Annotated in this window: 19 protein-coding genes, 2 tRNA genes and 1 pseudogene; 8 read left to right on the top strand and 14 right to left on the bottom strand. The window is 60.3% G+C overall.

Annotation, left to right across the window (positions count from 1 at the left end; translation table 11 throughout):
* Positions 1 to 99 precede the first annotated feature (99 nt).
* Positions 100 to 591, top strand: coding sequence for a low molecular weight protein-tyrosine-phosphatase (locus I6J72_RS02175; RefSeq protein WP_115023008.1), 492 nt, complete (start codon positions 100 to 102; stop codon positions 589 to 591).
* A 10-nt stretch (positions 592 to 601) separates the two neighbouring features.
* A complete protein-coding gene (locus I6J72_RS02170; protein WP_204099749.1) occupies positions 602 to 1,567 on the top strand; it encodes an SURF1 family protein in 966 nt (321 codons plus the stop codon).
* Positions 1,568 to 1,917: 350 nt separating this feature from the next.
* On the opposite strand, the pseudogene I6J72_RS13100 reads toward I6J72_RS02170, so the two are convergent.
* The 3 genes and pseudogenes from I6J72_RS13100 to I6J72_RS02155 all read right to left on the bottom strand — a co-directional run bounded on the left by I6J72_RS13100 (position 1,918) and on the right by I6J72_RS02155 (position 2,879).
* A pseudogene (locus tag I6J72_RS13100) lies at positions 1,918 to 2,130 on the bottom strand (DUF2599 domain-containing protein).
* Positions 2,131 to 2,255: 125 nt separating this feature from the next.
* Positions 2,256 to 2,331, bottom strand: a tRNA-Val gene (locus tag I6J72_RS02160).
* Positions 2,332 to 2,441: 110 nt separating this feature from the next.
* A complete protein-coding gene (locus tag I6J72_RS02155; protein ID WP_052319738.1) occupies positions 2,442 to 2,879 on the bottom strand; it encodes a DUF3052 domain-containing protein in 438 nt (145 codons plus the stop codon).
* Positions 2,880 to 3,051: 172 nt separating this feature from the next.
* Between I6J72_RS02155 and aceE the strand changes: the two genes are divergently transcribed.
* Positions 3,052 to 5,808 carry a pyruvate dehydrogenase (acetyl-transferring), homodimeric type gene (aceE, locus tag I6J72_RS02150; RefSeq protein WP_204100401.1) on the top strand — a complete coding sequence of 919 codons (2,757 nt, stop codon included), beginning with the start codon at positions 3,052 to 3,054 and terminating at the stop codon, positions 5,806 to 5,808.
* Positions 5,809 to 6,082: 274 nt separating this feature from the next.
* Here aceE and I6J72_RS02145 read toward each other — a convergent pair whose 3' ends face one another.
* Positions 6,083 to 7,102: an alpha/beta fold hydrolase gene (locus I6J72_RS02145; protein ID WP_204099748.1), complete on the bottom strand. Its 1,020-nt coding sequence runs from the start codon at positions 7,100 to 7,102 to the stop codon at positions 6,083 to 6,085.
* A gap of 26 nt (positions 7,103 to 7,128) precedes the next feature.
* Here I6J72_RS02145 and I6J72_RS02140 point away from each other — a divergent pair, with 26 nt between their 5' ends.
* A complete protein-coding gene (locus I6J72_RS02140; RefSeq protein ID WP_204099747.1) occupies positions 7,129 to 7,431 on the top strand; it encodes an acyl carrier protein in 303 nt (100 codons plus the stop codon).
* Positions 7,428 to 8,207 (top strand): HAD-IIA family hydrolase, encoded by a 780-nt coding sequence (locus I6J72_RS02135; protein ID WP_115023021.1) that lies wholly within the window; start codon positions 7,428 to 7,430, stop codon positions 8,205 to 8,207. The genes I6J72_RS02140 and I6J72_RS02135 overlap by 4 nt, the downstream gene beginning before the upstream one ends.
* A 3-nt stretch (positions 8,208 to 8,210) precedes the next feature.
* Here the strand turns inward: I6J72_RS02135 and I6J72_RS02130 are convergent, their stop codons facing one another.
* From I6J72_RS02130 to I6J72_RS02120, 3 genes are all read right to left on the bottom strand, one after another.
* Positions 8,211 to 8,660 carry a hypothetical protein gene (locus tag I6J72_RS02130; protein WP_204099746.1) on the bottom strand — a complete coding sequence of 150 codons (450 nt, stop codon included), beginning with the start codon at positions 8,658 to 8,660 and terminating at the stop codon, positions 8,211 to 8,213.
* 338 nt (positions 8,661 to 8,998) lie between these two features.
* Positions 8,999 to 9,802 (bottom strand): serine hydrolase, encoded by an 804-nt coding sequence (locus I6J72_RS02125; protein ID WP_204099745.1) that lies wholly within the window; start codon positions 9,800 to 9,802, stop codon positions 8,999 to 9,001.
* A gap of 10 nt (positions 9,803 to 9,812) precedes the next feature.
* A complete protein-coding gene (locus tag I6J72_RS02120) occupies positions 9,813 to 10,454 on the bottom strand; it encodes an excalibur calcium-binding domain-containing protein (RefSeq protein WP_204099744.1) in 642 nt (213 codons plus the stop codon).
* Positions 10,455 to 10,581: 127 nt separating this feature from the next.
* Here I6J72_RS02120 and I6J72_RS02115 point away from each other — a divergent pair, with 127 nt between their 5' ends.
* On the top strand, positions 10,582 to 12,249 hold the full coding sequence (locus I6J72_RS02115; protein WP_239107460.1) for an alkaline phosphatase: 1,668 nt from the start codon (positions 10,582 to 10,584) through the stop codon (positions 12,247 to 12,249).
* Between the two features lie 130 nt (positions 12,250 to 12,379).
* On the opposite strand, the gene I6J72_RS02110 is transcribed toward I6J72_RS02115, so the two are convergent.
* The 7 genes from I6J72_RS02110 to I6J72_RS02080 all read right to left on the bottom strand — a co-directional run bounded on the left by I6J72_RS02110 (position 12,380) and on the right by I6J72_RS02080 (position 19,028).
* Entirely contained in the window at positions 12,380 to 13,924 is a 1,545-nt protein-coding gene (locus I6J72_RS02110) for a mechanosensitive ion channel family protein (RefSeq protein ID WP_204099743.1), read from the bottom strand.
* 53 nt (positions 13,925 to 13,977) lie between these two features.
* Positions 13,978 to 15,582 carry an ABC transporter substrate-binding protein gene (locus I6J72_RS02105; protein ID WP_239107453.1) on the bottom strand — a complete coding sequence of 535 codons (1,605 nt, stop codon included), beginning with the start codon at positions 15,580 to 15,582 and terminating at the stop codon, positions 13,978 to 13,980.
* A 45-nt stretch (positions 15,583 to 15,627) separates the two neighbouring features.
* Entirely contained in the window at positions 15,628 to 16,704 is a 1,077-nt protein-coding gene (locus tag I6J72_RS02100; protein WP_370552152.1) for a trimeric intracellular cation channel family protein, read from the bottom strand.
* A 513-nt stretch (positions 16,705 to 17,217) separates the two neighbouring features.
* Positions 17,218 to 17,667: a Panacea domain-containing protein gene (locus I6J72_RS02095; protein WP_115023040.1), complete on the bottom strand. Its 450-nt coding sequence runs from the start codon at positions 17,665 to 17,667 to the stop codon at positions 17,218 to 17,220.
* Between the two features lie 116 nt (positions 17,668 to 17,783).
* Positions 17,784 to 17,857, bottom strand: a tRNA-Ile gene (locus I6J72_RS02090).
* 103 nt (positions 17,858 to 17,960) lie between these two features.
* Positions 17,961 to 18,482: a hypothetical protein gene (locus I6J72_RS02085; RefSeq protein WP_204099742.1), complete on the bottom strand. Its 522-nt coding sequence runs from the start codon at positions 18,480 to 18,482 to the stop codon at positions 17,961 to 17,963.
* 120 nt (positions 18,483 to 18,602) lie between these two features.
* Positions 18,603 to 19,028 (bottom strand): hypothetical protein, encoded by a 426-nt coding sequence (locus I6J72_RS02080; RefSeq protein WP_204099741.1) that lies wholly within the window; start codon positions 19,026 to 19,028, stop codon positions 18,603 to 18,605.
* A 159-nt stretch (positions 19,029 to 19,187) separates the two neighbouring features.
* On the opposite strand from I6J72_RS02080, the gene I6J72_RS02075 reads away from it, so the two are divergent.
* Positions 19,188 to 20,516, top strand: coding sequence for an ATP/GTP-binding protein (locus tag I6J72_RS02075; protein WP_204099740.1), 1,329 nt, complete (start codon positions 19,188 to 19,190; stop codon positions 20,514 to 20,516).
* A 64-nt stretch (positions 20,517 to 20,580) separates the two neighbouring features.
* A complete protein-coding gene (locus tag I6J72_RS02070) occupies positions 20,581 to 21,000 on the top strand; it encodes an organic hydroperoxide resistance protein (protein ID WP_204099739.1) in 420 nt (139 codons plus the stop codon).
* Positions 21,001 to 21,004 lie beyond the last annotated feature (4 nt).

The raw sequence follows: 21,004 nt of genomic DNA, 5'->3' as shown, positions 1-21,004 counted from the left end.
GCTCCTTAGTTGAAGGTGGGTTTCACGTCAGTCGCGTCGCTGCTATATCCTAGCTTTCGTTCGCCAGCGCACCCTCGAATTTGTAAGGAGTCCCCTTCCATGACGCCTCCGGAGAACGACAATCAGCTCCACATCGTCTTTGTGTGCACTGGCAATATTTGCCGCTCACCAATGGCGGAAATCATCACCCACGATGCCATGGAGACCGACATGCTCGATCTTCTGGCGCGTGTTTCCTCGTGCGGCCTCGGCGGCTGGCACGTGGGCCAGGGAGCCGATGAGCGCGCTGTGGCTGAGCTACGCCGCGGCGGCCACGATGGTGCACACCACCGCGCCAGCCAGCTCGGTGAAGAGCACATGGACGCCGATCTCTTCGTGGCCATGGATACTGGCCACCGCGATGCCCTTCTTGAGCGCGGCATCCCTGAGGAGAAGGTGCGCCTCATGCGCAGCTTCGATCCGAACTCCCCGGAGGATGCCAGCGTAGAGGATCCCTTCTACGGCACCGAGGAGGACTTTGAGCGCACCCGCAAAGAGATTGACGCGTCCGTGCCGGGCCTGCTCGATTGGATTCGCCAGCAGCGCGACTAGACTGGGCTCCATGCTCAAGACGTTCCTCAAGCCTGGGTGGGTACTCCTGCTCATCTTTGTCGTCGCTTTTAGCTATCTCACCTTCACGGTGCTTGCACCCTGGCAGCTGGGCAAGGACGACCAGATTGTGGAGCGCAACCACCTCATCGAGGAAGCCTACGACTCTGATCCGCAGCCGATTGAGGAGGTCTTCTCCGCCGACGGCACTCTCAACAAGGAGTGGACGCGCGCTGAGCTGACCGGCCACTACCTCCCCGACCAGGAGGTTTTATTGCGCCTGCGCCCGGTGGGGTCGAGTCCCGCGTTCCAATCGCTCGTGCCTTTTGAGACCACCTCGGGCATGACGCTGTTGGTCAATCGTGGGTGGGTGCCCACGGATGAGGGCAACGCCGTGCCCCACATCGACAAGGCCCCGAGCACGGAGGTCACCATCGAGGCCATGGCCCGCGTCAATGAGCCTCAGCACGCCTCCGCCCCGACTGAGCAGCAAGGCTACATGCAGGTCTACTCCATCCATACGGAACAGATCGCGGAGCTTACCGACGTCTCCCTCGCCCACGACTACCTCCAACTCACCCCCGATCAGCCAGGTGGGCTCAATCCCCTCCCAGTCCCGAAGCTGGACCGCGGCAACCACCTGTCCTATGGCTACCAGTGGATTGCCTTCGGCATCATGGCGCCGCTGGGCTTCGCATATTTCGTCTGGTCTGAAATCAGGGAACGCCGCCGCGCCCGCGAGGAGGAAGCTGCACTTGCTGCGGCTGCCGCTGCCGTCGATGGCCCCACCACCGACGAGACTGACCCTTCCGTGACAGAGTCCTCGCAGTCTCCTGCACCACAGCAGGACGAGCCCGACACCACAGCGCCCTCCACCGAAGCTGCTCCGGCCTCCTCGCGGCGCACCCGCTCGCGGTACGGCGGCTCTAAGCCGGACTTCTACGAGAAAATCCGCGAGCGCGGCCACGAACGCTTCTAGCCTCGGCCCTTAACCGCAGAGGAGGCGAGGAAAAGGCCCCTTGTCATTCACGCCCGACGCTACTAAATATGGGTCAATGCGGATACCGATGCACCTTCCTGTGCTCGAACCAAGCCCAAATCAAAGAAGCCAAGAACAACAGTGGCGTAACCCACGCCAGACGATGCCACCAATGTGCTCCAAAGTATGATTCATCAGCACTTAGTCCTGCTAGATAATTGATTACAAGCGTTGCGATGAACAGCACTACAACGACAGTAACGCTCCACCAGTAGGCTGCGCTTTTCTGTTTACGCATCAATGCCATCCTCTTCAATACATGTTTGCTGTTTTAGCGCGGGTTTGTGTGGTTAGTCGTCTCCCCCACCCAGACTACATCGTTCGGCTATTGTTCTAGGAAGTCCAACATCAGGGCGCCAATCCTCCAAGTTCCAACTAGGCTTAACTCGGGCGACTTAAGATAGCGGGTGACACACTAACTGGTTGTGGAGGCTTCCGGTACCCGCACCCCCCTTGGTTTTTGCTTCATTCCAACCTGCAGTTTCAGGGATTGGTGACTGCATTGCCCTTCCCAAGACCATAGGAAAGACCATGTATCGCGTACCTTCGGGCTGTCCTTCGCCCTAGAGCACCCGCCCTCCGAGCACGGCGAAACCCCTCTCCGCATTTAATGGAAAGGGGTTTCATTTGGTGCGGCCTGAGGGGATCGAACCCCCGACCTACTGGGTGTAAACCAGTTGCTCTTCCAGCTGAGCTAAAGCCGCAGTGCACTTGGTGCGCTCGCACAAGATTAGCCTATAGGCACCCGCAGCAACAAATCAGGGCCCCTCTTGTTGCTACGAATACCGCCTGAGCAGGGTTTTCTTCTTAATCCTTAAGGCTTCTTGGTGTAGCCGCGAGCAACGAGGCAGGAGCCCTGCCACTCGCCGAGGCGCTCAGCCTTGGTCTGCACGAGGCCAGCCAGCTGAGCGGATTCAGAAATCTCGCCCGGTTCCAAGTTGCCCGGCTTTCCAGCACCCGGGGTCATCAGCCAAATGCGGCCAGAGTCCCCAAGGGGACGAGTAGCGTCTACAAGGCCATCAACCAAGTCGCCATCTTCAGCGCGCCACCACAGCAGCACGACGTCACACAGCTCGTCGGTTTCCTCGTCAAGGAAGTCATCTCCCAGTACGTCCTCAATGGACTCGGAAATCGTGGAATCGCAGTCCTCATCCCACCCGAGCTCGAGGGCAATCTGTCCCTCTTTGATGCCGAGCTTGGCTGCTGATCCGGTCACGTGTTGAGTTCCTTCCGATGGAGTTGTCGTTGTCATGCAGAGTATTTTAACGTCTGCGGTGCACTTTTTCGCGTCGAACCGCCTCCAAATCTGCCTAGAAGTGGACAATTTCCCCAGTAAAACCACCCAAGGGGGCCTTGACGTGTCTCCCCAAATAGACACGCGTATCCTTGTGACAGATCTTTGTACCACGAACCAGGAGGATTCCATGGCCGACTTGGACGCTAAAAACGGCGACTCCAACTTCCCCATCGTTCGCGATGGCGTAGCCGCGTACCTGCACGATAACGACCCGGAAGAGACCCGTGAGTGGATGGACTCCCTCGACGGTCTGTTGGATTCTTCCGATCCGGAGCGCGCCCGCTACCTCATGCTGCGCCTGCTTGAGCGCGCCACGGCAAAACGCGTATCGCTGCCGTCCCTGACGTCCACAGACTTTGTGAACACCATCCCCACCTCTCTCGAGCCGGAGTTCCCGGGCGATGAGGAGTTGGAGAAGCGCTACCGCCGCTGGATCCGCTGGAACGCAGCCATCATGGTGCACCGCGCACAGCGCCCAGGCATTGGCGTGGGCGGCCACATCTCCACCTACGCTGGCGCTGCCCCGCTCTACGAAGTGGGCCTGAACCACTTCTTCAAGGGCAAGGACGATCCGTCCGGCGGTGACCAGATCTTCTTCCAGGGTCACGCTTCCCCGGGTGTATACGCGCGCGCTTTCATGGAAGGTCGCCTCACCGAGGAGGATATGGACAGCTTCCGCCAGGAGCACTCCCGTGGCGAGGACAAGGGTCTGCCGTCCTACCCACACCCGCGCCTTATGCCGGATTTCTGGGAGTTCCCGACTGTATCTATGGGTCTCGGCCCGATTAACGCTATCTACCAGGCTCGCTTCAACAAGTACCTGGAGACCCGCGGCATCAAGGACACCTCGAAGCAGCACGTCTGGGCCTTCCTGGGCGACGGCGAAATGGATGAGCCGGAGTCCCGCGGTCTGCTACAGATGGCGTCCCTCTACGAGCTGGACAACCTCACCTTCGTGGTCAACTGTAACCTGCAGCGCCTCGATGGCCCCGTGCGAGGTAATACCCAGATTATCCAGGAGTTGGAGTCCTTCTTCCGCGGTGCTGGCTGGTCCGTCATCAAGGTCGTGTGGGGACGCGGCTGGGACAAGCTTCTCGACGCCGACAAGGAAGGCGCCCTTGTCAACATCATGAACACCACCTCGGATGGTGACTACCAGACCTTCAAGGCCAACGACGGCGCCTACGTGCGCGAGCACTTCTTCGGCCGCGATGAGCGCACGCTCAAGCTGGTCGAAGACATGACTGATGATGAGATTTGGGCACTGCGCCGCGGTGGTCACGACTACCGCAAGATCTACGCTGCGTACGACAAGGCTCTTAGCTACGCCGGCACTGGCCGCCCGACCGTCATTCTGGCCCACACCATTAAGGGCTACGGCCTGGGCCACAACTTCGAGGGACGCAACGCTACCCACCAGATGAAGAAGCTGACTCTGGAGGACCTCAAGCTCTTCCGCGATAAGCAGGGAATCCCGATTACGGATGAGCAGCTGGAGGCTGATCCTTACCTGCCGCCGTACTACCACCCGGGTCCGGAGACTCCGGAAATCAAGTACATGCTGGAGCGTCGTAAAGAGCTTGGCGGCTTCCTTCCGGAGCGCCGTGAGAACTTCACTCCGCTGACCACCCCAGATTTGTCTAAGCTGCGTTCGGTACGCAAGGGTTCCGGCAAGCAGGACGTGGCCACCACCATGGCTCTGGTCCGTACCTTTAAGGAACTCATGCGCGATAAGGAACTGGGCAAGCGCGTGGTTCCGATCATCCCGGATGAGGCTCGTACCTTCGGTATGGACTCCTGGTTCCCCACCCTGAAGATCTGGAACCCGCGTGGCCAGAACTACGTGCCGGTCGACCACGATCTCATGCTCTCCTACCGTGAGGCCACGGACGGCCAGATCCTCCACGAGGGTATTTCTGAGGCCGGCGCTGCCGCCTCCTTTACTGCGGCAGCAACGTCCTACGCAACGCAGGGCGAGGCCATGATTCCGCTCTACATCTTCTACTCGATGTTCGGCTTCCAGCGCACTGGCGATGCCTTCTGGGCCGCCGCCGACCAGCTGGGCCGCGGCTTCATCATCGGCGCTACCGCCGGCCGCACCACCCTGACCGGTGAGGGCCTGCAGCACATGGATGGCCACTCCCCTATTTTGGCGTCGACCAACCCGGCCGTCGAGGTCTACGACCCGGCCTTCGGCTACGAGATTGCTCACCTCGTTCCGCGCGGTATTGAGCGCATGTACGGCGAGGACCACGAGCCCGTCATGTACTACCTCACCGTGTACAACGAGCCGGTGAAGCAGCCGGCTGAGCCGGAGAACCTCGACGTTGAGGGTCTGCACAAGGGCATCTACCACTACAACACCGCTGAGTCAGGCTCCATCCCGGCCAACATCCTGGCTTCCGGTGTCGGTATGTATGAGGCACTGCGTGCCCAGGAGATTCTGGCTGAGCAGTTCGACGTCAAGGCGGCTCTGTTCTCCGTCACCTCCTGGGTCAACCTGGCCCGCGATGGCGCTGCCCGCAACCAGGAGGCCCTGCGCAAGGGTGAAGCCCCGACTGAGGCCTTCGCCACCTCCCAGCTCAAGGGCTCCGAGGGACCGTTCATCGGTGTCTCCGACTTCGCCACGGACCTGCAGGAGCAGATTCGCCCCTACGTCCCGGGCGAGTACATCGTCTTGGGCACAGATGGCTTCGGCTTCTCCGATACGCGCGAAGGCGCTCGCCGCTTCTTCAACAACGATGCCGAGTCCATCGTTGTCGCCGTCCTCGAGGGCCTGGCTCGCGAGGGCAAGGTAGAGCGCAGCGTCGTGCAGCAGGCTGCTCGCGACCTGAAGCTCGATGACCCGACTGCCACTACCTCCAGGTCCTCCGATGAGGACTAAGGCTTAGGGCTTCAAAGCTTCTAGCCCTCCAGCCCCTTCTGCCCCGCTTCGGGCAGAAGGGGCATTCTCATGCTCAAAGCCATAAGGGCAACTGCCCTAGGTGACAATTTTGGCTCCAGAAATCGAGTCAGAGGCGATAACTTTGGCAGATCGGGCAGTTCGGTCACCGCGCGTGGCTCGGCGCCACAAGCAAAAGGGTCGGCGCCATCAGCAACGGGCACGACCGACATCAGCAAACGGGCTCAGCCACGGCCAGCCAAGGTCTCAGCCAATATCAGCGGGATCTAGCGAGCACACGGTCGAGGACCCGGCCCAAAGCTTTGGAGACCTCGCTAGGTTCTTCCAAGATGACCATATGCCCAGCACCATCGATAACGGTGAGGTTGGCGGAAGGCCAGTGGCGGGCAATGACCTCAGATTGGCGGTGTGGGGTGACAATGTCTTGCTTGCCCACCACAATTTCGCCCGGGATATCGCGCAGACGAGCGGCGGCACCGAATTCGGAGTGCCTCACGAGGTCATCGAAGAAGCCAGAGTAGCTCGACATCGGGGTATCGAGCAGCATGGACACGTGGAACTGTAGCTTGTCCATCTGGGGGAAGCCTTGCAAGAGCGCCGCAAAGGCTGGGGCCACCACGGCGGCTATCTCAAAGCGCGCGTTGTTTGCGCGTTCTGGAAGCCGCAAGCAAGTCCGGTACACCGCTTTCATAAACTGTGTTTCGAGGATTCGCGCAACCCCCTCTGCGGCAAAGCGCTGCATGGAGGTCGACACCAGCACCATGCCGTCAATGCGCTGGGCCACCTGTCGAGGTGCGCGCCGAAGGAGATTGAGGGCAATCATCCCGCCCATGGAATGGCCCAGCACGACGAGAGGTCCGGAAGCGGCACGCTCAGCAATAACGGCCAGCACATCATCGGCTGCGCCCCGAACCGTGCACTCGGAGGGGGTGACGTGGGTGGTGAGGCCGTGGCCGCGGACGTCGACAAGCAAGCAGCGCACCGAGGGATAACTCGCGCGGACGTCGTCGACTTGGGAGTAGAAGCTCTCCGCAGACAAGCAGTATCCGTGAATAAAAACAGCGGTCACCGCAGCATCGGAAGGCCCGACTTCATACCAGGCCACGCGCACGCCATCGTTGTCCACGAAGCCGTGGTCACTGACCTGCGTCAGCCCTGGTTCCGTGGTGAGATCGTGTAATTGCGAATAGACAGTATGCTCGACGCGACGCATTTGTGGGCGGACCCGGCGGGTCCAGCTGCGGGCGATTGCGGAGGAGCGTGCTCGATAAACCATGACATTTCAATACTAGACTGATGCACATGGCTAACGACCTTTCCACACAACTCGCAGCCCGCTTCGGCTCAGCACCGGCCGAGGACACCGATTCGGCACCTGCCGGCGACACGTACGGCGAACTCACTCGCCTCATCACGAAAGTCACGGGCATCGAGGAAGGCTTGGAGCGCGATGCCCTTCTAGAAGACCTTGGGGTGGAGTCACTAGAGCGCATTGAGCTGGCCGTTCGCCTCGAAGAGGCCTGTGGGGTGCGCCTTGATGAAGAAACCATGCTCTCCGTGACCACGGTGGGCGACCTTGCTGATTATCTGGAGGAACACTCGTGATTTCTTATCTCTCTGACATGGACGGCGTCCTCATCAAGGAAGGTGAAATGATTCCCGGCGCGGACGCCTTCATCCAGACGCTGAAAGATAATGACATCGAGTACATGGTGCTCACCAATAACTCGATGTCCACCCCGCGGGATCTCTCCGCACGTTTGAAGAACACCGGCCTGGATATCCCGGCGGAGCGCATCTGGACTTCGGCGACGGCTACCGCGGCGTTCCTCTCGAATCAGGCGGGGCTGTCCACTGCCTACGTCGTAGGCGAATCTGGCCTCACCACTGCCCTGCATGAGGCGGGCTGGATTCTCAATGACACTGACGCGGATTTCGTGGTCTTGGGTGAGACGCGCACCTATTCTTTTGAGGCCATCACCACGGCTATCAATCTCATCCGCAACGGTGCACGTTTCATCGCCACCAATCCGGATGTCACCGGTCCGGCACCCCAGGGCGTACTGCCGGCTACCGGAGCGGTGGCCGCACTCATTACCGCGGCAACGAACCGCGAGCCCTACTACGTGGGCAAGCCGAACCCGGTCATGATGCGCAGTGCGCTGAACAACATCGGCGCACACTCGGAGAACACAGTCATGATTGGTGACCGCATGGATACCGACGTCAAGTCTGGCTTGGAAGCCGGTATGCGCAGCATCCTCGTACGCTCTGGAATCAGTGATGACCGCGAGATTGAACGCTACCCCTTCCGTCCGACGCGCATCATCAATTCCGTAGCAGATCTCCCTGAGCGCATCTTCGATCCTTTCGAGGATTAGGGTTCAGGCGGCGCGCTTGACGACGGCCCGAAAACCGTACTCCCCTGCCAGCATCTCCACCGCACGGCCCAGGGCCTCCAGCTCGCTGGGCGTGCCGGTGAGTACCTGACGGCAGCCGATTCCTACGCCGCGCGCGGCGCCGCCCAGCGTCTTCCCGCTGACGGGGTCCCAGTCGGCATCGCGGCACCAGCGCGTACACCACTGCGCGGTGAGGGGATCATCGCCAGGCACGATGAATTCGCTCTCGCTGCGAATGCAGCGCGCCATAGCCCGCTCGATGGCTGGGCGCAGGCAGCGGGGCATGCCTGAAATCTGCAGCACGGCTGTGCAGACCTCACCGCTGACCCGGTTGGGCCAGCTGCTTGCGGGGCAAGCTTGCGAGTCACCGACTGGACTCGCTGACGAGACCGACGCAGATGCGTCAGCCTGTTGCGGGTGAACGCGTAGATTCACTCCTGTGTCTCCTTTGACGTCCGTGTGATGGCACGCCGACTCAAGCCGACGCAAGACGAGCTTCGTCTTCCCCTACGAACTTGTCTGCATCACGTGCGGTGCGTCTGAAGTGTGACCACAATTTTCCCCCTGTCACTCACACCCCATCAACTCTCAACCTGCACTTAAACCCCCACAGCCTCAAGCGGAACTTGAGACTTCTTCTCCGAAAATCGCCCCACGCGCCACTGAAATCACAGGCGTTTACATAAGCCACGTGGATGTATCGCGGCCACAGCACCCCCACTACCCCCGCGCGGACCAGCTTCACCAACCGCGCAGGGCCCTTCCCGGCGCGACTAGCGGGACTGACACTCCTCCCAGATGGCCGTGTTGGTCTCTGCCCACAGGGGCTTGCACCAGTCTCCGAAGTCACGGTCAGTCAACGCCACCATGGCCCACTCGCCGGCGATCCAGAGGAAGGTGCCGCTCATGCCGAAGTGGCCAACAGCATCGGAAGGCAATCTCCCCATCCACTGGTCTTTCTCACCATGAATCTCAAAGCCCAAGCCCCACGTGCAGTCTTTGAAGCTGCCATAGCCCGGCACAATGCCCCGCAGGCCAGGGTATTGGACGCGTGTCATCTCAGCCACCGTTGAGGGGGCCAGCAGCTGTGGCGACTGTACCTCACGGGCAAAAGCGACAAGGTCCTCCATGGTAGACGTCAGACCATGCCCAGCGGAGCCCTCAAGCGTGGTGGCGGACATGCCCAAGGGAACACAGACGCCCTCAGCGAGGTACTCAGGGAAAGGAATCTCGGTAGCCTTCTCCACTACCTCCGCGGCCCACTCATAGCCCGCCGAGGAATAAATGCGCCGCTGCCCCACGGGTTTCTGCGGTTCGCGGGAATCAAAGCCCACGCCGGAGGTATGCGCCAAGAGGTGGCGCAGCGTGGAGCCTTCGGGACCAGCTGGTTGGTCCAGCTCCACCGCACCTTCTTCCACGGCCACCATCACCCCATAGGCGGCCACCAGCTTGGTCACTGACGCAACGGGGAAGCGGCGGGAAGCATCACCCACCTGCTCCACTACCTCGCCGCGGTGCAGCAGCACACCGGCAACGGTATCGACAGGCCAGGACTCGATGGAAGAAAAAGCGCTCATGCGCTCTAGCTTAACGAGGATCGCGCTCGCAGCCTACGCCATCTCCATCACGGTCAAACTTGGACTGGAAACCCGGGTCGCTCGGGTAGATGGGGCGGCCCAGTGCGTTCCACACATCGAGGCAGCGACCGTAGGAGACAGGAGCCGGACGCGGTGCCGGGGCAGGTGCAGGTTTCGGAGCCGGCTTCGGTGCAGGAGCCGGAGCTGGCTGAGGAGCCGGAGCAGGCTCGGGCTTCGGCGCAGGGGCCGGGGCGGGAGCAGGTGCCGGTGCCGGAGCGGGTGCTGGCTTCCGTGGCGACGGGATGACTCCCGGCAGCGGGTTCGGGATGATGCCCTGCTGCACGGCCCAGTACACGCCACCAGCGACGGCGGCGAGAACAGCAGCGGTGATGCCCACGCCCAAGGCAATCTTTTCGCCCTGGGAGGACTGCTGGCCTTCAGCATCGCCAGCTTCTTCCTTGCTGGACGATTCAACGTTCAGGTCAGACGAGAGGTCACCGCCAAAATCAGGCATGGAGGATTCAGACACCGAAGCCTCCGAGGCGGCCGGCTCTACGGCAGGAGCCTCCACCTCTGCGTGTGCGGGGACGACGGACAAGGACAGGGATACGGACAAGGATGCGGCGAGAACCGCGCGAGAGAACTTCTTCATAAAAATAAGTTATAGCCATAAACCTCCGCTTCTGGAAATCCTTCCACCCCTAGGGGTAAAGCCTTCGTAACATGCGGGAAAACGGTTTTTAACCAGCGGGCGAATTCTCACGCTTCAAGTTGCGATCATGCTTCAGTGGAGAAACCGTGGAGGCATGCGCCGTTCCTTCTCTCGTCGCCGCCTCCTTCACGCCTCCGGCCTGGCCACCGCCACGGCCGCCTCCCTCGCTGCCTCTTCTGCTTCCGCCGCCGATCCGAATTCCACCGCTTCGCTCGGCCTAGTGGAACCGCCGCAAGGCGAATTGCCTTTCCTCCATGGCGTGGCCTCGGGAGATCCGATTCCAGATTCGGTTATCTTGTGGACGCGCGTGACCCCCACGGATGAGGCGCTGCCGGGCAGTGGGCTGGGCCCTGCGGTCACCGTGGAGTGGGAGGTGGCCCGGGATGGGGAGATGGGGGACGTCGTCAAGCGCGGGCACACCTATGCCACAGCGGAGCATGACCATACCGTGCACGTGGATCCGCACGGTCTGGAGCCGGACACGGTGTATTTTTATCGTTTCCTGGTGGACGGGGTGTCCTCCCCCATCGGCCGCACCAAGACAGCACCGGCGGCGAGTGCGTCACCGGAGAAGCTCACCTTCGGTGTGGCGTCGTGCGCGAATTGGGAGTCGGGGTTCTTCAGTGCCTACCGTGACATCGCGCAGCGCGCTCATGCAGATCAGCTCGATTACATGGTCTTTTTGGGCGATTACATATATGAATACCGCTCCGGGGCCTATTCCGGTTTCGGCCCGGTGCGCCTGCACCACCCGGCACACGAGATTACGACGCTGGCGGATTACCGCACGCGCTACGGCCGCTACCGTACCGACCGTGACCTGCAGGCCGCGCACGGCGCGCTGCCGTGGGTCGTGGTGTGGGATGACCACGAGATTGCTAACGATAACTGGTCCGGCGGCGCGGAGAACCACGACCCAGCTACGGAAGGGCCCTGGGCCACGCGTCAGTCGGCGGCTATGCGTGCGTACTTCGAGTGGATGCCGGTGCGCGCCACTGCACCGTCCGAGGCGGGGCATCTCTACCGCTCGCTGACTTTTGGTGATCTGGTGGAGCTGACCATGATGGACCTGCGCACCTACCGCGACGAGCAGGTCTCCTGGAACCCCGTGGCGTTCACTAAGGAAGGCCGCTCGATGCTGGGCTCGGAGCAGTACACCTGGCTGCTGAACAAGATTGAGACCTCTCACGCTCGGTGGAAGCTGCTGGGCAATTCCGTCATGTTTGCCCCGCTCAACCTAGTAACACTGCAGGAGAATTCCATCACCGCGCAGGTGGCCCGGGCCCTGACGAGCAACATCACGAGCATCCCCGTCAACGGTGATCAGTGGGATGGGTATTCAGCCGAGCGCCGTGCGCTTATCGACGCCCTCCCGGACCACACCCTCTTCCTCACCGGGGACATCCACACCGAATGGGCCCACACCATCTCCAAGGGCGACCGCATCGTGGGCGCGGAAATGGTGTGCGCTTCTATTTCTGCGCCCAACATCAACGAGGCGCTCAACATGCGCCCGGGCAATGCCATCTCCCACACCGCACAGCAGGTGCTGCGCGCGGCCAACCCGCACTGTAAGCACGTGGACTTGGATAGCCATGGCTATAGCTTCGTCACCGTCACTCGCGAGGAAGCCCACATGCGGTGGCTGCGCGTTGACGATCTGCTGAGGCCGGATTCCCCGGTTCACGAAGCCGTGTCGATGACCTTTAAGCCGGGCGTGGGATTTATCAATTAATTCCGCCAAGCCAGTAACGAAGGGGCCAAGAGGACCGATAAGTCAGATGTAACGCTTCACCGCGTTGCATCCCTATCACTCATATGTCTCATGCGCTCTCTCCCGAGCGTCTCCCACGGTGAGCCTCCCGTTAGTTCGCGGTAGAAGGCTCGGTGGCGTCGGCGGTCGCCACCGCTGTCTCCGGCACGTGGGATTCCTCGCTACCCGTGGCGGTCTCCGTGGCACCCTCAGTGCCCGAACCGCCACCTTCTACTGCTTCAGGAGTATCCACCGGCGCTGGTGCGACGGACGTCTGATCCTGCGGGGCATCCTCCGTCGCCCCGTCCGTCACCTCTGCGGTGGGTTCTTGACCTGTGCTTGCCGGCGTCTCCTGCTCACTCGGCGCAGGTTCCGGCGTAGAGGACTCCGTAGATGGGACTGCTGACTCAGCAATCTCACTCATCCAGCGCGACAGGGACAGCCACCCGGCATCCACACCATCTGGGTTCGCGGAGGCCAGCCACAGCGCGCCAACCACGCAGAGGCCTGCCAGGAGGCCGGTTGTCGACGCCCTCACGCGCCCACCTACCGTCCAGAAATAGGCCCACTTATTCTTCGGCTTATCCGCACGCCAGATGCCTCGCCGGTACTCGTCCGGTTCTTCGTCTTTGTCGTTGTCCGAATACGCTGGGCGGCCCGGCCCATTGTCATTGCTCGTGTCCGTCTTGGCCACAGCCCCCGACACCGCCTGTGACGCTTCCTGAGATTCGGAATCTTTGTCCGCCTCATGCACCTTTGTCGCAGACATGACCGTCGTGGGCGCCTCGTTCAAGTCCACAGGGAGTTCATCCGGGATAGCTTCCGAGTTCGGCAGCTTATACAGGTCCCAGAAAGAGGCAAGCAAGGCCGAACGAATGGCGCGTTCCACGGCCCATTGGCGCGCAGGGTTGACTTGCACGAGCACGCGGTACTTGACTTGCCACGGCTGGCCGGCGACGGTCGGCGCCACGATTCCGGTCGCGGGGAGAACATCCAGCTCGCCGGCCACATCTGCGCGAATATCCGGGGAATGGATGGCATGTTCCGAAATCTTCTCCACGCGCGCGGTAATGTCCGGCAGGTTATCGCCCTCATGAACCGGGATAGCGATATCCACCACTGCACGCGACCACTCTTGCGAGAAGTTCGTCACCACGCCCGCCGAGCCGTTAGGCACCATGACTACCTCGCCTGTAGGGGTGCGCACGGTGGTCGTGCGCAGGGTCAAGGACACCACGGTGCCCTCCACGCCCGTCACGCCGTCGAAGCTCACGTAATCGCCCACACCGAACTGCTTCTCCGACAGAATGAAGAAACCCGCGAGGAAATCACCAATAATGCTCTGCGCGCCGAAACCAACGGCAGCTGACACGACCGTTGCGGGGATGGCCGCTCCCAGGGGCGGCACGCCAAGGTTAGCCAGTGCTGCGACGATAAGAAGGAAATACGCCACCGCTTGGGCCACGTACACCAGCGCGCCGGCCAGCGCTAAGCGCGCCTTGGTTGACTCCTCGTTCTCATCGAGCCGGGACTCGATTACGCGCACGGCCAAACGGCCGATGCGAGGAATGAGAATCGCCGTGAGCAGCATGCCCAGAAGCGGCAGACCGTGGTCGACGACTGCCTGCCAGATGGCGAACATGTAAAACTTCAGCATTGCACCAAGAATAGACCTCAATGCTGCCAGAAGCCTTGGAGAATCAGTCCGCCTTAGCGCTCAGCGCGGTGAATGAGGTAGTAATTGGGCGTTGGCTTCCACGTGTAGCCTGCCGGAACAATATCCTTGCCATAGGCGCCCACGGACTTCGACGTCCACAGCGGAATCGCTGGCATCGCCGCCACGAGCAGGTCCTGGGCCTTGGCATAGTACTCATGGGCTTCGTCCTCGGTACGCGCCTTGCCGGCCCTCTCCAGCAATTTATCGAACTCCGGATTATCAAACCCGGACTCATTTGCCGCTGAGTAGGAGGCAAACAGCGGTGCCAGGAAGGATGACTCGTCTGGGTATTCCGCCTGCCATGAGGTGCGGAACGCACCGGTAATGTGACGCGCGGTGACCTCTTGGCGCAGCTCCTTAAAGGTATCGAAGGGACGGCCCTCCACCTGCACACCGAGGGTCTCCGTCATCTGCTGCGCCACTGCATCGACCCATTTCTTATGGCTGCCGTCGAGGTTGTAGGCAATGCTAAATTTCCCTTGGAAGGGGTCCATCTTCTCTGCCTTGGCCCATAGCTCGCGGGCCTTATCCGGTTGGTAGGTCAGCGCCTCCGCATCTTTCGGTGCTGGGGGCATCACCCCGTGTAGCGGCGCGATAAAACCATTCGCTGGAGTCACGGTGTCATAGAAGAGCTCTGTGGCCAGCTTCTCGCGGTCCACGGCCATCGACAACGCTCGGCGGCGCAGACGTCCTGCCTCGCCAGTGAAGTTGGAATCATTGGCCGGGATGGTTATTTCTAATAGGGAACCCACTGGTCTGCTGAAGGCCTGCGAACCCAGCTCTTTTTCAAAGGTTCCAAGTTTCTCCGCCGGAATGTGGACCAGCACGTCCAGGTCTCCCGATACTAGGTCCTTATAGGCCTTATCCTCTGAGGGATACACCACGAACTTGATGCCCTCATTCTGCGGAGTGCGCGGGCCCGTATAGTGCGGATTGGGCACTAGGGTCAACGCTTTGTCGTGTTCCCACGAGACCAAGACGTAGGGACCGTTGCCAATAGGATCGGTACCGCGTTCGGCGAGTTCATCCTGATCCTCAGAACGCATGGGGAAGAAGACCGAGTAGCCCAAGCGCTCGAGGAAGCCACTAGTGGGACGGGAAAGCTCAATGCGGAAGGACTTCTCCCCCGTCACTGTTAACCCGCGCATGTTCTTCTGGCCCTCATGGAATCCCAGAATCGGCTCGAAATGATGCGCCGAGAGCAGCGACTGGCGCACAGCGGTATTCCACGTATCCACGAAGTCCTTGGCATCGACATCGGAGCCATCGGCAAAGACCGCGTCATCCCGGATAACCACGTTGTAGGTCGTATCGTTGACCTGGGTCACGGATTCCGCCATGTCATAGTGCGGCTTGCCGGATTTGTCGAGGTACATCAGGCCGGAGTACACCAGATTGATAATGGTGTGCCCGCAAACATCATTGGAGTCTGCTGGGATGAGAGAATTCTGCGGTTCCGCAATGTCGGTGGTGATAAGGTCTAGGCCTTCAGTGTCCACGGGTGCTGTGTCCGCAGTACACCCAGTAGACACAGCTGCCGCAGCACACACTACGGTCAGCGCTGCCACCATGCCGCGCCTCAGCCGAACAATTCTCACCTTGACTCCTCTCGCACCCACTTACCTTAACGTATTTATTAGCTTCTAATCATCTCTTTTCTCATAGCGCCGCATAAGTTTTTCAACCAACTCATCGGTGAGCTTGTCATCAGACAAAATGCGGTCCAAAAGCTCACGGGGCGTGGGACCATCAGTGCTCTGAGCTTCATACGAGTCGCCAGAAAGGTCTACGCCAAAGTCAGAGTCGGTATCCGCGGATGCCGCCGCCATCTCCGCGGACATCTCGGCGACCTCTTCGTTGAAGGAATCGAGGAACTCGGAGGCGTCGATAGTCGCGTCGGCCCTGCGCTTTCCTTCCCGCACCTCACGTTCAATGCGGCGCTGCAGGGCCTTTTCCATCTGGTTATGACGCCATGCGCGCAGCTTGGTCGGCTCCAGACGGCGGCCAACAGCACGGCCTTTATTCTCCGCCTTGCGCGCCAAAACCATGACATAGGCCGCGGTGTCATTCACCGGCGCCCACTCCTGCCGAGCAGGCACGCGCCAGCCCGCCCAAATGCCCAGCATGGTCAAGACGAAGGAGACGATAGGGCCAATAATGACGCCCCACGCCAAGTGCCCCGTGGAATTTGCTCCTAGCACTACCAGCGCACACGCCACTGCCGGAATCACGGTGGGGGTGTTATCACCAAACACTGCCGGCTCACGGCCCATGGCGATATCACGAATCATGGAGCCACCCGTGGCCGTAAACACGCCCATCATGATGCAGGGAATGAAGGGCAGGCCGTAGGCGATGGCCTTGAGCGCGCCTGTCGACGCCCACAGGGCCGACACCACCGCATCACCATGCGACTGCACGTAGTCCCATGTCTTGCCCTTGAAGTAGACGAAACGGGCGATGATAGCACCGGTGAACGCTAAGTAGAGATACTCCGGCTGGCTCATCGCGGCGACTGTGCCTCGATTGATGAGCACATCGCGGATCATGCCTCCGCCGAGGGATGAAAACATCGCGATGAAGAAGAAGCCCACGATGTCATAGCCGCGCTGACGGGCCATCGTTCCGCCAATCATGCCCATGAGAAGGACGCCGATAATGTCGGACCAGTAATACAGCGACTCGATTAACGGGTCCATCTCAACACTCATGTGGGTCATCGTAACGGGTAGCGCGCCGATTCTCGCATTAAGGGCACGCTGACCCGCACTTTAGTGCTGCAGCGAGAATGAAAGCAGTGTCGTGCTAGTGCGAGTACAACTTGCCATACGTGTTCTCTATCCAGATTACGTAGAACACTTCCCTGTCTTTCCAGCCTACGAACGGCAAGTTTCCCTTGTGGCGGTAGACCCTAAACCGCGATACGTCTTGAAAAGGCCGTGGAATGTCAGGCTTAATGGCAGTAGCAGGGATGAATTCAGAGCCCAGCCCATGTTTTGGGTGCCGCGTCAATTCTTTCCATGTGAGGACAGACCGCCTGTGCCATTTTTCTAGGAACTCCGCTCGCATAGAATCATCCATTTCTTCAAAGCCCCACCTCTTTTGAAGAAACCTAGTGGATAACAGCGGGTATTCCTCTCGAGTTCTGCCTAGAGCATCAATAACACCTTTCTCTGGTGCGCTTCGTGCTGCGTGAACTGGACGGGTCCCCCTTCGTTTATTCTTGCCCACGGCTAGCAGAAATAGTTCTTAAGATCGGCATCGGTGATTTCGCGGCCGCGCTCGCCTTCTACAAAGTTTCTTTGCCAAGGAGATTCCGTGTGCGTTTTATTGCGCAGCGCCCACGCAGAAAAAGGGCCGTACTTATCCCAGACCTCAATCAGATCCTGTTCAACGTCACGATAGTCATCCCAGTTGAAATCCCCTGAGACAAAGTCGTCTGGGTCAATCGGAAGCTTTCCGTAGTGTTTTAGCTGGTGATAGATATCCACGACTACAGGGCCGTGCGCCCAAGCTTCCATTCGTTCAGGGAATAGTGGAACCCCCGAAGAGGACCGCATATACAGCCCTTTTGCATAATACAGAAGCTTCTGAAGCTTAAGCTGCGTTATCTCAGCGTCGTCGGTCTCATCCGCCCACGCGACGAACCATTCGGCAATTTGCCGCGCCGTATGTTGTTCCATGACAGTCCTCCCTTCCTTCACCGTCAGAGTACAACAAGGCTTGGACCTTCATCTGGCACAACGTTGGGTTGTCATGCCTAAGGCACTTTGTCCCAAGGAAAAGAGGCTGCCTACTGTGGGGCCACCGGGGCTCGAACCCGGGACCAACGGATTATGAGTCCGTAGCTCTAACCGACTGAGCTATAGCCCCGCGTATTCCCTGTCTGCATTCCGCACCAGCGCTGAGACAGCACTCACGCACACAGTGAATCCGCTCCCAGCAACATTAATCGGCAGGCCCAGAAAACGGCAATTTAGGTCCCGTCCTGGCCCAGATTTTCCGGACTTGAACTCTGCGTCGGGTTCTGAGCAACGGCCTTCCGGCCTTTCACCGCCACAACAACGCCAACGATGTAGGACACAATCACCCCAAGGACACAGGGCCAAAACAGTATCACGGACAGATCTAAAGCCCACCTCCCCACAATCTGGGAGAAGGCGGATTTCCCGCTCTCATCTGTATCGCCGCCATCGACCATAAAGAAGCCGGCGAGGAAGAGAAACACCGTGACCACGATGAAGGCCCAAGATTCGGGCCACCCGAGGGCCTTATACGTTCCGGATCCCGCGTCCTCCTTCACGATGCGCACGGGGATAAACCACAAGCCAAGAAGCGCAACGGCCATGATTCCCCCAGCCGGAATGGCCGGAATGGAGAAGAGTGCGAGCCATCCGCCAACGCCAAATATCACCCGCCCCACAGCAAAGAACGCCGCGCCTACAAGGCTCATGACAAGCGCCGCGACGGAGCTAATGTGAACGTTCCGATACTTCATGCCAGAAAGCTAAGCGTGCACCAGCTCTATTTTCGCCCACAAAACTTATACAGCACTCGGCCACGGAAGCACAGCGGACCCACTGCACGCGGACTTTGGACGCTGGGTCAGCTGCCAGACCTATTCTTTCGTCTTCATTTTCCAGGCTTGCCTGCGCTCGCGCCTTCGAGCACGTTTTGCTGTGCGGATGTCCACGACCCAACGCGGAACAAAAGGCCACGGAAGCGGAATCCCGAACGCACCCGTAAAACCAATCGCTCCGATGGCGAAAGCAGCCACGATTGGAATAGTTAGCACCGTTTCGACGAGCTCTGGAAGGTTCATACTTCCGACCACCCCCGCGGCACCAGCAGCGCCCAAAAGTAGTGCGCCGTAGGGATAAATAAAGAGCGGGCCATCACTTTCTGCGCCTACCGCATCGGCTGAGTCGTACCACTCTTCCGATTCGGGAATCCTTCGCACGCGCAGGATGTAGAAGGTCCAGTAGAGCACCATGACAACCACTAACCCGAGGCATACGAGCAAACCAGTAATATCCCCGTCCATAGGATGTGGCCTCCTGTGGTCGCTTTTGCGGTGTGTACTAAAACGCTACCAGCGTCCGCTGAGGTCAGGCTTTGGGCCAAAAATCTGGGTGCGGGCAAGCACCCGAGCCTGGCACAGGTTTAGATGATCACGCATGTGTGAGCTTGTAGTCTTGCGAGCATGAGGCTCCTTTCCTTCAGCGTGTCGAACTTCCGCAGTATCCGTGCAACGCAAACGCTGTCGTTTTATCACGACTGGACCCACTCCACGCCACCCGAAGAAGGCTGGGATTCGGTAAGCCAGCCCATCACCGTGCTGGTGGGCCCAACGGCGTCGGGTAAAAGCAGCGTGCTCGAGGCACTGAACTTCGCGCTGCGAGCCATTTCCTTATCGGCCACACAGTGGCTCGATGATGCCCCGCCTAATCAGCTGCCCCACGCGCCGTTTCGGCTCAACCCCACCACGCAGCGCCGCCCCAGTACCTTCGAGCTGGAGTTTGCCGTCGATGGTGTGCGCTACCTTTACGGTTTCCAGTGGAGCTACACCGGTGTACATACCGAATGGCTCAGCCGCGTGCCAGCGAATCGCTGGACCCCCTGCTTTGTGCGCAGCCGCGGGGAGGAAACACAGTGGACGCGGACGTTTATGGATAAGGGGGACGTCGCCAAGCTTGGCCCCGTTGAGGACACCGAGCTAATCCTGTCTGTCGGTTTGCGCGATGAGCACCCCGTGCTCGCCCCGCTGGCCCGCGCGCTGGTGCATGATGTGGCGTACCTGCCGCATGCGCATTCCGCGGCTAACAATGCCGCGCGGTTTACCGCTCTTATTCGTGAGGGCAAGCTGCGCCTGCACGAGGCTGCCCCGCTGCTGCGCGCGGCCGATGCCGGCATCCATTCCGTACGGCTCAACCAGGACCAGATCCCACGGCATGTCTTCTGTCAGATGCGCCCGGTCATTAATGCGTTGAGCAGTACCGACGGCGCTATCCGACGTCCCGATGCTTTCCGCAGCTACTCCGACGCCGAAATCGAATCCCTGCTCCATGCGATCATCGTCGAGCACAAAGGCGAGGCCACACACTATTCGCTGAGCCTTACCGATGAATCCGGCGGCACGCAGACGTGGATGGCCACCGTGCCACTTGTTCTCGACGTCTTGCGCCGCGGCGGCATCCTGGTTGCTGATGAGCTCGATTCTTACCTACGCCCAGCCCTTCTGGACTTCATCATCCAGGCCTTCCGCGAGCCCAGCATCAACGTCAACGGCGCGCAGCTCATCTTCGCCTCCCACACCTTCAGCGTGCTCGAGCGCGCCGCCGAGCTCGGACTTAATCCGGAAAGCTTCTGGTCCGTGGAGAAGACCGCCGCCGGCGAATCCGAGCTGCATAACCTTGCCGATGTCTCCCTCGACAACCCCGACACTACCCATCGCTTCCTCACGGAGCGCTACGGCACCGCCCCGCGTGAGGCCCTCGACGCTCTCAAGGAGCTCGTCACGGCTAGCGCGTGAGCAAGCTTAGGTTCCCGCGTACAATCGGCGGCCACACAGCCCGCAACATTCAAAGGAGTTACACATGACCGCCGCATACACCACCGAAGCACTCTCCACTGGCGCCGGCCGCGATGGCCGCACCGTAGTCCAGGATTCCGACCTCGACTTCACCATGACCGCCCCGAAGGAAATGGGCGGCAGCGGCGAGGGTGCCAACCCGGAGCAGCTCTTCGCCGCCGGCTACGCCGCCTGCTTCCACTCCGCGCTCAAGGCCGTGGCCAAGGACAAGGACGTCGACGTCACCGACTCCGCCGTCGGCGCGCGCGTGACCCTCAACAATGGTTCCGAGGGCTTCTTCCTCAGCGCCGAGCTTGAGGTCACCATCCCCGGTGTGGAGCAGGAAGAAGCACAGGCGCTTGCCGACGCCGCCCACGAGATGTGCCCCTACTCCAAGGCCACCCGTGGCAACATCGATGTCACCGTCACCGTGGCGGAGGACTAGGACC

The organism is Corynebacterium sp. FDAARGOS 1242 (genome assembly GCF_016889985.1).
Taxonomy (GTDB): Bacteria; Actinomycetota; Actinomycetes; order Mycobacteriales; family Mycobacteriaceae; genus Corynebacterium; species Corynebacterium minutissimum_B.
Note: the sequence above shows the minus strand (reverse complement) of the source record. Positions and strands in the feature narration are given on the sequence as shown.